The following is a 13,023-nucleotide window of genomic DNA, read 5'->3' as shown; positions in this document are numbered from 1 at the left end:
TCAAAATGATAGCATTTATCAGGCACGCGGCGCGGCGGGCGCAAGGGGCACGCCGTCCGCCGCCCATCAAATGCGCATGGGCATCACGACATATTTGAAGCTGTCGTTGTCGGGGATGGTGATCAGCGCGGAGCTGTTGCCGTCCGAGAGTTCCACCTTCACCATGTCCTGGCCCATGTTGGCCAGGGCGTCGATGAGGTAGGTGACGTTGAAGCCGATCTCGATGGTGTCGCCACCGTAGTCGATGTCGAGCTCGTCCACGGCCTCTTCCTGCTCGGCGTTGTTGGACGCCACGCGCAGCGTGCCGGGCTCGATGTTCAGGCGCACGCCCTTGAACTTGTCGCTGGTCATGATGGCCGTGCGCTGCAGGCTGGCCAGGAGCGGGGCGCGGCCCAGGGTGACGCTGTTCTTGTGGTTCTTGGGGATCACGCGGTTGTAGTCGGGGAACTTGCCTTCCACCAGCTTGGTGACGAACTCCATCCCGCCAAAGGTGAACTTGGCCTGGTTGTTGGCAAACTGCATCTCGATGTGGGGCTGGTTCTCGCCGCCCGCATCGCTGAGCAAGCGCTGCAGCTCGATCACCGTCTTGCGCGGCAGGATGACTTCCTGCTTGGGCACTTCCACGTCCAGCTGGCTGCTGGCAAACGCCAGGCGGTGGCCGTCGGTGGCAACCAGGCTCAGGGTCTTGCCCTCGGCCACGAACAGGATGCCGTTCAGGTAGTAGCGGATGTCCTGCACGGCCATCGCGAAGCTCACCTGGCCCAGCAGGTCCTTGAGCACCTTTTGCGGCACGCTGAACGCGGGGCCGAAGGCGGCGGACTCCTGCACCAGCGGGAAGTCCTCGGCCGGCAGGCTCTGCAGGGTGAAACGGCTCTTGCCGCCCTTCAAGATCAGCTTGGACTGCTGCGACTCCAGGCTCACGGTCTGGTCGCCGGGCATGGTGCGCAGGATGTCGATGAGCTTGCGCGCCCCCACGGTGGTGGTGAAGTCGCCGGTGTCGCCGCCCAGCTCGGCGGTGGTGCGGATCTGGATTTCGAGGTCGCTGGTCGTCAGCTGCAGGGCATTGCCCGTCTTGCGGATCAGCACATTGGCCAGGATGGGCAGCGTGTGCCGCCGTTCCACGATGCCCGCCACGGATTGCAGAACCGCGAGAACCTTGTCTTGTGTTGCCTTCAGGACGATCATGTCTTCAACCTCTTGTGGATTTTGGAACGGTGCTTGGACAGCTGCGCAGGTCGTGCATCCCCCCGCTGCCTAACCCGCCATTTTGCCCGTTTAACTGCCCATTGAACGGGCGCTGACCGCTCGGTGCTTTTCCCACGCGCCTTCAGCCTTTCAGCGTCTGCTCCAGCACATGCAGCTGCTGGTTCAACTCGGTCAGCTGCTGGCGCTCGCCGGCGATCTTGCGCACGGCATGCAGCACGGTGGTGTGGTCGCGCCCGCCGAACAATTCTCCGATCTCCGGAAGGCTCTTTTGCGTCAGCTCCTTGGCCAGGTACATCGCAATCTGGCGCGGGCGGGCAATGCTGGCCGGGCGCTTCTTGCTGTACATGTCGGCAACCTTGATCTTGTAGTAGTCGGCCACCGTCTTCTGAATGTTTTCCACACTGATCTGCCGGTTCTGGATGGACAGCAGGTCGCGCAGCGCCTCGCGGGCGAGCTGGATGGAGATTTCCTTCTGGTTGAAGCGCGAGTACGCCAGGATCTTGCGCAGCGCGCCTTCCAGCTCGCGCACGTTGGAGCGCACGTTCTTGGCCACGAAGAAGGCGACTTCCTCGGGCATCTCCGTGCCTTCCACGCGGGCCTTGTTGATCAAAATGGCCACGCGCATTTCCAGCTCGGGCGGTTCGATGGCCACGGTGAGGCCCGAGTCGAAGCGCGACACCAGCCGCTCGTGGATGTTGGCCAGGCCCTTCGGGTACGTGTCCGAGGTCATCACGATGTGCGACTTCTTGGCCAGCAGGGCCTCGAACGCGTTGAAGAATTCCTCCTGCGTGCGGTCCTTGTTGGCAAAGAACTGCACGTCGTCGATCAGCAGCAGGTCCAGCGAGTGGTAGCGCTCCTTGAACTCGTCGAAGGTGCGGCGCTGGTAGGCCTTAACCACATCCGACACGAACTGCTCGGCATGGATGTAGAGAACTTTGGCGTCCGGCTTGTCCTGCAGCAGGCGGTTGCCCACCGCATGCACCAGGTGGGTCTTGCCCAGGCCCACCCCGCCGTAGATGAACAGCGGGTTGTAGAGGTGGCCGGGCGACCCGGCCACGTGCATGGCCGCCGAGCGGGCCATGCGGTTGGCCGTGCCCTCCACCAGCGTCTCGAACGTGAGGGCGGCATTGAGCCGGTTGCGGAAGGCGCCAGCCGGCGCCTCCTCGGCATGGCCCGAGGGTCCTTCGGCGGCTGCCGGCGCACTGGTGGGCTCGGCCGCCGCCGGGCGAACATAAGTACGGGCGACGGATTCACGCTGAGCAAGCGCTAACTCCAGTGCCACGGGCTGGCCATACAGGCCTTCGAGCAGGGCGGCAATGCGGCCGGCGTACTGGGCGCGAATCCAGTCGAGCTTGAAGCGGTTGGCCACGAGCACCGTGACCTTGGAAAAATCCTCGGCCACCTGGGCGACCAGGGGCTTGATCCAGGTGTTGAACTGCTGCTCGGGAAGGTCTTGTGCCAGCTGCTCTACGCAGGCTTGCCACAGGCCCTGCCCGGCGTCCGCGCCGGGCGATTGCTGGGAGCCGTGGGAGGGTTCCTCGGTCATTTCGGAGTGATTCTTGTTGTGGATAGGAGGAACGGGACTGGGCGGCGGATTGTAGCTTGTCCAGGGAGTTATCCACAACGCGGCGGCCGGCCGCCCCCGCCGCCCGCAGGGCCGGCGCGCCGGGGCCCGCAGCGCCAGGAGGAAGAGCGGTCCAAGGGCTTCACGCGCCCAGGGGCATTGCCAGTCGGCAACAAGCCTGCGATAATTGCGGGTTTCCCTGAATGTGTTCAGGGTGATTTGACCCGGCGCGCCGTTGTTTCTGCTTTCCGACTTGCAGTCGGGGCAGGGGTTCAAGAGCAGCAGTCCGGAACTGAACCTCAAGGAATAGCACCATGAAACGTACTTACCAGCCCTCCAAGACGCGCCGCGCGCGCACCCACGGTTTCCTCGTCCGCATGAAGACCCGCGGCGGCCGTGCTGTCATCAACGCACGCCGCGCCAAGGGCCGCAAGCGCCTGGCCGTCTAAGGCCGTTTCGGACCACAGCCTGCCCCCCGGTTTGTGCCGTCGGGTTCCAGACGGGGCGCCTGCATGCAACGGCTGAAAACCCGTCCGCAGTTTCAGGCCGCCATGGCGGGGGGCACGGTCTCCCGCACGGCGCATTTTGCGCTGCACCGCCTGGCGCTGGACGCCGGCGGTGGCGGCACTGCCAGCCAGGCTGGCGCGACGGACTCCACAGGGCCCGGCTCCTTGCCTTTAACGCAAGGGCCGCAGGCCCTGTTTGCCGTGCCGGACGTCTGGCTGGGCGCCATGGTGCCCAAGCGCTGGGCGCGCCGGGCCGTCACGCGCAACACCATCAAGCGCCAGATCTACACGGTGGGCGCCTCGTTCGAAGCGCGGCTTCCGCGGGCCGCCCACGTGGTGCGGCTGCGCACCGCGTTTGACCGCAAGCAGTTCATCAGCGCCACGTCCGATCAGCTCAAGCAGGCGGTGCGCGCAGAGCTGCTGCAGCTCTTCGCCCACGCGGCCCGGCGCACCTCCGTGCCCGCGCCAACGGCGGCCATCGCACCGGCCCGCCCCCGCGTTGCCGAGGAGCCCGCGCCATGATGCGCCGCCTGTTGATCGGCATCGTCAAAGGGTACCGGCTGTTCCTCAGCCCCTGGCTGGGCTCGGCCTGCCGCTTTGAGCCGACCTGCTCCGCCTACTCGCTGCAGGCGCTGGAACAGCATGGCGCGGCGGCCGGCAGCTACCTCACGGTGCGCAGGCTGGTACGCTGCCACCCCTGGTGTGACGGGGGCCACGACCCGGTCCCGCAACAATTGCCGCGCAGCCTGCGGCTTTTCTCGCGGCTTTCTGAAGAATCCACCACCCCCCAACCATCCTCACCGAAGAAGTCTTCATGAACGACATTCGCCGCACCATCCTGTGGGTGATTTTTGGCTTTTCCATGGTTTTGCTGTGGGACAAGTGGCAGCTGCACAATGGGAAGAAGGCCACGTTCTTCCCGTCTCCGGCCGCGGTGACGGCGCCTGCCGCAACGGGCGCCGCGCCCGGGACCACGGGTGCTGGCGCAGCCAGCGTGCCCGCATCCAGCAGCACGCCGGTGGCCGCTGCCGCCCAGGGCGCTTCGGCCGTTCCGGGCCAGCCCGCTACCCCGGCCGCCCCTGCTGCGCGCGAGCGCGTGGAGGTCAAGACCGACCTGTACCGCCTGACGTTCGACAGCGAGGGCGGCTCGCTCACCCACGCGGAGCTGCTGCAGCACGCGGACATGGTGGACAAGACGCGCAAATTCCAGCTGCTCGACGAGAGCGCGCAACGCGTGTACGTGGCGCAGACGGGCCTGATCGGGGGCAAATTCCCCACGCACAAGACCGTCATGACGGCCGTGCCCGGCCCGCGCGAGCTCAAGGACGGCGAGGACGAGATCAGCATCCGCTTCGAATCCCCGGTGATGGACGGCCTCAAGCTGGTGAAGACCTGGACGGTCCGGCGCGGCGCCTACGACATCGCGGTGAAGCATGAAATCGTCAACACCGGCACCGCCGCCGTGGCGCCGCAGCTGTACCTGCAGCTGGTGCGTGACGGCAACAAGCCGCCCGGCGAGTCGTCGTTCTACTCCACCTTCACCGGCCCCGCGGTCTACACCGAAGCCAAGAAGTACCAGAAGATCGAGTTCAAGGACATCGAGAACGGCAAGGTCGACATCCCCAAGGAGTCCCCCAACGGCTACGTGGCTATGGTGCAGCACTACTTCGCCACGGCCTGGCTGCTGGCCGACGGCACGGCGCGCGAGCCGTTTGCCCGCAAGGTGGACACCAACCTGTACGCCGTGGGCATGCTCACCGCGCTGGGAAGCATCGAACCCGGCGCCACCAAGACGCTGGACGCGCGCCTGTTCGCCGGCCCGCAGGTCGAGACCATGATGGAGAAGCTCTACCCCGGGCTGGAACTGGTCAAGGACTACGGCTGGCTGACCATCCTGTCCAAGCCGCTGTACTGGCTGCTCGACCAGCTGCACAAGCTGCTGAACAACTGGGGCTGGTCCATCGTGGCGCTGGTGCTGCTGCTGAAGATTGCGTTCTACTGGCTCAACGCCAAGGCCTACGCCAGCATGGCCAAGATGAAGGCCATCAACCCGCGCATCATGGAAATGCGCGAGCGCCTGAAGGACAAGCCGCAGCAGATGCAGCAGGAGATGATGCGCATCTACCGCGAGGAGAAGGTCAACCCGATGGGCGGCTGCTTCCCCATCATGATCCAGATCCCCGTGTTCATTGCGCTGTACTGGGTGCTGCTGTCCAGCGTGGAAATGCGCAATGCGCCCTGGATCGGCTGGATCCACGACCTGTCCACGCCCGACCCGTTCTTCATCCTGCCCCTCTTGATGACGGCCAGCTCGCTGCTGCAGACGGCCCTGAACCCCGCGCCGCCGGATCCGATGCAGGCCAAGATGATGTGGTTCATGCCCCTGATCTTCAGCGTGATGTTCTTCTTCTTCCCGGCCGGCCTGGTGCTGTACTGGCTGACGAACAACCTGCTGTCGATTGCGCAGCAGTGGATCATCAACACCCGCATGGGCGTGCCGCCGCAATTCAACTTGCCGAAATTTAAGTAACCCCCTGAGCGGCTGCGCCGCTTCCCCCTTTCTCTCGCGCTGCGCGCGGGAAGGGGGGCGACACCAGCGCGGCGGGGCGGCCCTTGCGCGGTGTCCCCGCGCCTGGGTCGCGCCAGTTTTTTGGTGCCTTTACCCTATCAACTGCCCCCATGCTTGCCCGCCACCACGATCCCATCGTCGCCATCGCCACGGCCCCCGGGCGCGGGGCTGTCGGCATCGTGCGGGTGTCGGGCAAGGGGCTTGCGGCGCTCGTCCAGGCGCTGTGCGGGCGGGCGCTCAAGCCCCGCGAGGCCACCTACCTGCCGTTTAGGGACGCGCGGGGCCAGGCCATCGACCAGGGGCTGGCGCTTTACTTCCCCGGCCCGCACAGCTACACCGGCGAGGATGTGCTGGAGCTGCAGGCCCACGGCGGCCCCGTGGTGCTGCAGCTGCTGCTGGCGCGCTGCCTGGAGGCGGGGGCCGCCCCCGATCCGGCCACGGGCCAGCCGTGCCTGCCGGGTCTGCGGGTGGCGCAGCCCGGCGAGTTCACGGAGCGCGCCTTTCTCAACGACAAGATCGACCTGGCCCAGGCCGAGGCCATTGCCGACCTGATCGACGCCAGCACGGAGGCGGCGGCGCGCAGCGCGAGCCGGTCGCTCACCGGCGCCTTCTCGGCCGAGATTCACGCCCTGCGCGATGCGCTCATCCACCTGCGCATGCTGGTGGAGGCCACGCTGGATTTTCCTGAAGAGGAAATCGACTTCCTGCGCAAGGCAGATGCGCGCGGCCAGCTATCAAATTTGCAGCAAACGCTGGCATCGGTGATGCAGCGGGCGCGCCAGGGCGCGCTGCTGCGCGAGGGCATCAAGGTCGTCATCGCCGGGCAGCCCAACGCGGGCAAGAGTTCGCTGCTCAATGCGCTGGCCGGCGCCGAGCTGGCCATCGTGACGCCCATAGCGGGCACCACGCGCGACAAGGTGCAGCAGACCATCCAGATCGAGGGCGTGCCCCTGCACATCATCGACACGGCCGGCCTGCGGGAAAGCGACGATGCGGTGGAGCGCATCGGCATCGCCCGGGCCTGGGAGGCCATTGCCGGCGCCGACGCGGTGCTGTTCTTGCATGACCTGGAACGCCTGGGCCTGCCGGAATACGCCGCCGGCGACGCCGACATCGCCAGCGCCCTGGCGCAGAAGCTGCCCGGGAGCATCCCCGTGATCGATGTCTGGAACAAGCTGGACAGCGCCCCGGACGCCGCCGCCGCGCAGGCGCGGGCGGGCGTGTGCCTGTCCGCCCGCACGGGCGAGGGCCTGGACCGGCTGCGGCGCCAACTGCTGGAGGTGGCGGGCTGGCAGTCCGCGCCCGAAGGCCTGTACCTGGCGCGGGCGCGGCATGTGCAGGCTCTGCAGGCCGTGGGGCAGCACCTGCAGGAGGCCGCCGACCAGTTGCAGGCGCAGGGCCCGGCGCTGGACCTGCTGGCGGAAGAGCTGCGGCTGGCGCAGAACGCGCTGAACACCATCACCGGCGAGTTCAGTTCGGACGACCTGCTGGGCGTCATCTTTTCCAGCTTCTGCATCGGCAAATAGGCGCCGTCCCGGCTGCGGAGGGTGGGCGCCCGCTCCGGCTGCGGCGTGGGCGCCACCGTTGGTCGCCTATGTTGTAAAGGGACGTAAACAGTGCTTGTGCGCAATCTGTAACAGGGGTAGCTTCGGCGGACCATGAATGTCCCCACGCCCGTTGTTTCCAAGGTCGACCTCCAAGGCCTGATTGCCGCCATCAGCCAAGCCAGCGCGGACGACAGCATGACCAACCCCCTGTCGAGCGCGCAGTGGGACGTGCTTTCGTCCTACCTGCTGCCGGTGGTGCTCCCGGCCGGGCAGATCCTGTTCAGCCAGGGCACGACCGACCGCACGCTGTACCTGGTGGAGAGCGGCAACCTCAGCGTCCACTACCAGGACGAAAAGGAGCGGCTGCGGCTGGCCATCGTGGGCGCAGGCTCCGTGGTGGGCGAGGGCGCCTTCTTCTCCCACCGTACGCGCAGCGCCACGGTGCAGGCCAGCGTGCCCTGCAAGCTGTGGAGCCTGACGGCTATCCGCTTCACCGAACTGTCCAACCGCCAGCCGGCCATTGCGCTGGGCCTGGTGATGGCTGTGGGCGCGGTGCTGGCCAAGCGGCTGGGCAACCGCCGCCGCCGCGTTGCGGCGACCTGACAGCGCGCTGCCGCACGGGCAGTTGGCAGCGCATGCGGCGCTGGAACCGGTACACATCAAGTTACACTCGATCGGCATTTTTTTGGCGCCGCCGTTCCGTAGAAAGCAAGCCATGTCCCTGTTCAGTTGGTTCAGCCGCAAACCCGCCCCCGCCAAACCCCGGACCCAGGCCGAACCGTCGGGCCTGTTGAATGCCGACGCCACCGTGCCGCTGGCGGGCCGGCAGGGCAAGCCGCTGCTGGACCCCGTGCCGCCCGAGCATGCGGCCAATCGCAAGAACGAGCGCATGGAGCGCCGCGAACTGCTCTACACCGTGGTGCGCGATGCCATGGTGCGCGCCGGCGTCCTGTCGGCCAGCTACAAGTTCAAGGTGCTCTCGCTGGACCAGCGCGGGCGGCAGTTCCTGGTGATGATGGACCTGGCCCGCGAATACGGCGGCGAGACCGTGCGGCTGTCGGAGATCGAGGCCCTGATCGCCCAGACGGCCAAGACCCGCTACGACATCCTGGTGACGGCGGTGTACTGGCGCATCAACGACCATGTGGCGGTGGGGATTCCCCAAAAGGGCGTGGCGCCCCAGGGGGCCGGCCTGCAGGCGGCGCCCGCGGCCGCCCGGCGCCCGGCAACAACGCCCGTGCCGGCCACGCCTGCTGCCCGCGCGCAGGACGCCGTGCCCCTGCCCCTCGCCTCGGCCCCGGCGCCCTTGCGCGCCGCCGCCAGCGAAGGCCCGCTGCTGCGGCCCGCGCCGGCCCCCGCGGCACCGCTGCGGGCCGCCCCGCGCTACGAACCGATCGAGGCGGACGAGGTGGCTGCGTTCAAGCGCGCTCTGGCCGCCGCGGCGAGCACCACCGCTGCCGCTGCCCCTGCAGGCGCCCGGCCCGGTGTTCCGGTGCAGTCGGGGCCGCTGCTGCCCCCGTCGCAGCCCACGGGCTTTGAAGATACTGAAATGCCGGGTGTCGAGCGGGGTCCGGACCTGAGCACCACCCAGTACGGCGAGCTGAACTGAGCGCGGGTCGTCCTACCCCGCGGCGGCGCGCAGCACCCGCCAGACGCACATGCCGCCCGGGGTGCTCAGGCGCTCAGGCATTGAGTGGCCGGTTCAGTGGCCGGCGAAGTCCACCAGCGTGTACAGCGAAAGCCCGGATTCCCGCAGGCGCTGCGAGCCGCCCAGCTCGGGCAGGTCCACGATGGCCGCGCCTTCGGTGACGGTGGCGCCCAGCTTCTCCAGCAGCTTGCGGCCGGCCATCATGGTGCCGCCCGTGGCGATCAGGTCGTCAATCAGCAGCACCCGGTCGCCCGGCTTCACGGCATCGGTGTGCAACTCCACCGTGGCGCTGCCGTACTCCAGCTCGTAGGTCTCTTCCACGGTGGTGAACGGCAACTTGCCCTTCTTGCGGATGGGCACGAAGCCCACGTTCAGCTCGTAGGCCACCACGGCGCCCAGGATGAAGCCGCGCGCATCCAGCCCCGCCACCACGTCCGGCCGCAGGGCCTTGTCCATGTAACGGTGCACGAAGGCGTCGATCAGCACCCGGAACACCTTCGGGTCCTGCAGCAGGGGCGTGATGTCCCGGAACTGCACGCCCGGCGCGGGCCAGTCCGGTACCGTGCGGATGTGCTGGCGAAGGTATTCGTTCACGCTGAGGGGCTGCATGGGCGGGCTCGGTAGCAAGAAGACAAAAGGACGATGGGCGGGGCGGCGTCCAGGGCCGCCGTTCGCCGCAGGGAGTGTATCCAGCCGCCAGCGCCTTGCGGCCGGGGAGCATCCATCCGGCGGCACGGCGGTGGCGGGGTTCAGTCAGCGCAAAACGCTACAAACAATATAGCTGCTTGCGCAATACAGACGGGTGCTGGGGACCGATTTTGCCTAAAACCTCATATCCGTCGCAACCACCGCCGCAGCCGCTACCCGCGCAGCAGCTTGTCCTCGGCCAGCGCCAGCGCGGCCGGGTGGCCCGAGAGCACCAGCGTGTCCCCGGCGGCCAGCAGGGCGCCATCCACCGCCGCGCTCACGTGGCCGTCGCCGCGCCGCAGGTTGACCACCTGCACCCCCATGGCAGGCAGCGCCAGCTGGCCCAGCGTGCGGCCGAGGGCGGTGGCGCCGGGCGGCAGGTTCAGCGTGGACAGGCGCTCCTGGTCACGCTCGTTCGTGGTGTCGTCGTCTGCGCCATGAAAATAGCCGCGCAGCAGGTTGTAGCGCGCATCGCGCTGGTCCTGCACCAGGCGCAGCACGCGGCGCATGGGCACGCCGACCAGCGCCAGCGCGTGGCTGGCCAGCATGAGCGAGCCCTCGATGGCCTCGGGCACCACCTCGGTGGCGCCCGCTTCCTGGAGCTTGTCGAGGTAGAGGTCGTCCTGCGTGCGCACCACCACGGGCACCTGGGGCGCGTGGGCGCGGGCGTTGGCCAGCACCTTCAGCGCGGCGGGCACGTCGATGTAGGTCACGGCCACGGCGCTGGCGCGCACCAGCCCGGCAGCCATGAGCGCCTGCAGGCGCGTGGCGTCGCCATACACCACGGAGTCGCCGGCCGCGGCGGCCTGGCGCACGCGGTCCGGGTCCAGGTCCAGCGCCATGTAGGGGATGCTTTCGCGCTCCAGCATGCGCGCCAGGTTCTGACCGCACCGCCCGTAGCCGCAGATGATGACGTGCTTGTTGGTGTTGATGGACTTGCGCGCAATGCTGGTCATCTGCAGCGACTGCTGCAGCCAGTCGCTGGCCACCAGCTTCATCACGATGGGGTTGCTGTACATGATGAGGAACGGCGTCGCCAGCATCGACAGCACCATGGCCGCGAGAATGGGGTTCATCAGGGCCGGCTGCACCAGGCCGTTGGCCTGCGTCAGCGACAGCAGCACGAAGCCGAACTCCCCGGCCTGCGCCAGGTACAGGCCCGTGCGCAGGGCCACGCCCGTGGTGGCGCCCATGCCGCGCGCCAGCACCAGGATGAGAGCCAGCTTCAGCACCAGCGGCACCGTGAGCAGCCCCAGCACCAGCGCCCAGCGGTCCACCAGGATGTGCCAGTCCAGCATCATGCCGATGGTGATGAAGAACAGCCCGAGCAGCACGTCGTGGAAAGGCCGGATGTCGGTGCCCACCTGGTGGCGGTATTCGGTTTCGGACACCAGCACGCCCGCGATGAACGCGCCCAGCGCCAGGCTCAGCCCGGCCAGCTCGGTCAGCCAGGCGAGCCCCAGCGTGATCAGCAGCAGGTTGAGCATGAACAGCTCGTCGCTCTTGCGGCGCGCCACCAGCGTGAGCCACCAGCGCATCAGCCGCTGGCCGCCGGTGAGCAGCAGCCCGACCAGCACCGTTGCCTTGACCAGCGCCCAGGCCAGCGCCGTGAGCAGCTGATCCGACGACGAGCCCAGCGCCGGGATCAGCACCAGCAGCGGCACCACGGCCAGGTCCTGGAACAGCAGAATGCCCATCACGCGCCGGCCATGCTCGCTCTCCAGCTCGGCGCGCTCGGCCATCAGCTTGACCACGATGGCGGTGCTGCTCATGGCCATCACGCCCGACAGCGCCAGGGCGGTCTGCCATCCGATGTCCCACACCCCGCCGGCCCAGCGCGCCAGCACCAGGGCTGCGCCCGTGACCACGGCCATGGTCAGCACCACCTGCATCAGCCCCAGCCCGAACACCTGCCGGCGCATGGCGCGCAGCTTGGGCAGGCTGAATTCCAGGCCGATGGCGAACATGAGGAACACCACGCCGAATTCGCCCAGGTGCCGCACGCCCTCGGAGTTCTGGGCCAGCGCCAGCGCGTGGGGGCCAATGAGCACGCCGGCCGCCAGATAGCCCAGCATGGGCGGCAGCTTGAGGCTGCGGCAGGCCACCACGCCCAGCACCGCGGCCAGCAGGTAAAGCAGTGTGAGGGCAAGGGAGGACATGGTTCGATGCTATCCGAGCCGCACCCTCCGTTCACCAATTTTCGCGCCGTGGGCCAAGGGCCCGGCCCCCGCTGGGGAAAGCCGCCTCTGCGGGGCCCCGGGCGCCGTGCGATCGATAGAATCGCCCGGATGACCGCACCTGCCTTGCCCCCCCTGGATACCGACAAAGTCCTGCGACTGGCCCGGGACACGTTCGATATCGAGGCCGCGGCCGTGCTGGGCCTGAAGGCCCGGGTCGGCGACTCTTTCCTCCAGGCGGTGCAGGCCATCCTGGCCGTGCGCGGCCGGGTGGTGGTGATGGGCATGGGCAAGAGCGGGCACATCGGCCGCAAGATCGCGGCCACGCTGGCCTCCACCGGCACCCCGGCCATGTTCGTCCACCCGGCCGAGGCCAGCCATGGCGACCTGGGCATGATCAAGCCCGTCGACCTGGTGCTGGCCGTTTCCAACAGCGGCGAGGTGGACGAAGTCACCTCGCTGCTGCCCGTCATCAAGCGCCTCGGGGCCACGCTGATCGCGATGACGGGGCGCGCCGGCTCCACCCTGGCCCGACATGCGGACATCGTGCTGGACAGCGGCGTGGAGCGCGAAGCCTGCCCGCTGCAGCTGGCGCCCACCGCCAGCACCACGGCGCAGCTGGCCCTGGGCGATGCCCTGGCCGTGGCCCTGCTGGACGCGCGCGGGTTCCGCCCCGAAGACTTCGCGCGCTCCCATCCGGGCGGCTCGCTGGGCCGCAAGCTGCTGACGCATGTCAGCGACGTGATGCGCAGCGGGCCGGAAATCCCGCAGGTGCCGCCCCAGGCGTCGTTCAGCGAACTCATGCGCGAGATGAGCACCAAGGGCCTGGGCGCCTCGGCCATCGTGGACGCCGCGGGGCTGGTGCTGGGCATCTTCACCGACGGCGACCTGCGCCGGCGCATCGAAGCGGGTGCCGACCTGCGCACCGCGACCGCCGCCGAGGTGATGCACCCCAACCCCCGCCGCATTGCCCCCGACGCCCTGGCCGTGGACGCCGCCGAGCTGATGGAAGCACACGCGATCACCAGCGTGCTGGTGGTGGACGCCACGGGCGCGCTCACCGGCATCGTGCACATTGGCGACCTCATGCGTGCGAAAGTCATATGAGCCCCGCGAAAG

The 13,023-nt window shown here is 68.1% G+C and carries 12 protein-coding genes; 8 read left to right on the top strand and 4 right to left on the bottom strand.

What is annotated here, in order from left to right:
- Window positions 1–66: 66 nt before the first annotated feature.
- Window positions 67–1,185 carry a DNA polymerase III subunit beta gene (dnaN, locus tag LWW96_RS14780; protein ID WP_291488273.1) on the bottom strand — a complete coding sequence of 373 codons (1,119 nt, stop codon included), beginning with the start codon at window positions 1,183–1,185 and terminating at the stop codon, window positions 67–69.
- Window positions 1,186–1,327: 142 nt separating this feature from the next.
- Window positions 1,328–2,752: a chromosomal replication initiator protein DnaA gene (gene dnaA, locus LWW96_RS14775; protein ID WP_291488271.1), complete on the bottom strand. Its 1,425-nt coding sequence runs from the start codon at window positions 2,750–2,752 to the stop codon at window positions 1,328–1,330.
- Window positions 2,753–3,084: 332 nt separating this feature from the next.
- Between dnaA and rpmH the strand changes: the two genes are divergently transcribed.
- The 7 genes from rpmH to LWW96_RS14740 all read left to right on the top strand — a co-directional run bounded on the left by rpmH (window position 3,085) and on the right by LWW96_RS14740 (window position 9,001).
- Window positions 3,085–3,219: a 50S ribosomal protein L34 gene (gene rpmH / locus LWW96_RS14770; RefSeq protein WP_005798102.1), complete on the top strand. Its 135-nt coding sequence runs from the start codon at window positions 3,085–3,087 to the stop codon at window positions 3,217–3,219.
- Window positions 3,220–3,282: 63 nt separating this feature from the next.
- A complete protein-coding gene (locus LWW96_RS14765; protein ID WP_291488269.1) occupies window positions 3,283–3,798 on the top strand; it encodes a ribonuclease P protein component in 516 nt (171 codons plus the stop codon).
- A complete protein-coding gene (yidD, locus tag LWW96_RS14760) occupies window positions 3,795–4,094 on the top strand; it encodes a membrane protein insertion efficiency factor YidD (RefSeq protein ID WP_291488267.1) in 300 nt (99 codons plus the stop codon). The genes LWW96_RS14765 and yidD overlap by 4 nt, the downstream gene beginning before the upstream one ends.
- Window positions 4,091–5,806: a membrane protein insertase YidC gene (gene yidC / locus LWW96_RS14755; protein WP_291488265.1), complete on the top strand. Its 1,716-nt coding sequence runs from the start codon at window positions 4,091–4,093 to the stop codon at window positions 5,804–5,806. The genes yidD and yidC overlap by 4 nt, the downstream gene beginning before the upstream one ends.
- 149 nt (window positions 5,807–5,955) lie before the next feature.
- A complete protein-coding gene (mnmE, locus tag LWW96_RS14750; protein WP_291488263.1) occupies window positions 5,956–7,371 on the top strand; it encodes a tRNA uridine-5-carboxymethylaminomethyl(34) synthesis GTPase MnmE in 1,416 nt (471 codons plus the stop codon).
- Window positions 7,372–7,503: 132 nt separating this feature from the next.
- A complete protein-coding gene (locus LWW96_RS14745) occupies window positions 7,504–7,995 on the top strand; it encodes a cyclic nucleotide-binding domain-containing protein (RefSeq protein WP_291488261.1) in 492 nt (163 codons plus the stop codon).
- 112 nt (window positions 7,996–8,107) lie between these two features.
- Complete coding sequence (locus tag LWW96_RS14740; RefSeq protein WP_291488259.1) at window positions 8,108–9,001, top strand: hypothetical protein; 894 nt, start codon at window positions 8,108–8,110, stop codon at window positions 8,999–9,001.
- Between the two features lie 93 nt (window positions 9,002–9,094).
- Here LWW96_RS14740 and LWW96_RS14735 read toward each other — a convergent pair whose 3' ends face one another.
- Window positions 9,095–9,649, bottom strand: a complete 555-nt coding sequence (locus tag LWW96_RS14735; protein WP_291488257.1) for an adenine phosphoribosyltransferase — start codon at window positions 9,647–9,649, stop codon at window positions 9,095–9,097.
- A gap of 251 nt (window positions 9,650–9,900) precedes the next feature.
- Window positions 9,901–11,886, bottom strand: coding sequence for a monovalent cation:proton antiporter-2 (CPA2) family protein (locus tag LWW96_RS14730; RefSeq protein WP_291488255.1), 1,986 nt, complete (start codon window positions 11,884–11,886; stop codon window positions 9,901–9,903).
- Between the two features lie 129 nt (window positions 11,887–12,015).
- Here LWW96_RS14730 and LWW96_RS14725 point away from each other — a divergent pair, with 129 nt between their 5' ends.
- Window positions 12,016–13,011 carry a KpsF/GutQ family sugar-phosphate isomerase gene (locus LWW96_RS14725; protein ID WP_291488254.1) on the top strand — a complete coding sequence of 332 codons (996 nt, stop codon included), beginning with the start codon at window positions 12,016–12,018 and terminating at the stop codon, window positions 13,009–13,011.
- Window positions 13,012–13,023: the final 12 nt, after the last annotated feature.

The sequence above is a fragment of the Acidovorax sp. genome (assembly GCF_021287135.1).
GTDB lineage: Bacteria > Pseudomonadota > Gammaproteobacteria > Burkholderiales > Burkholderiaceae_C > Acidovorax.
This window is presented reverse-complemented; position numbering and strand designations above follow the sequence as displayed.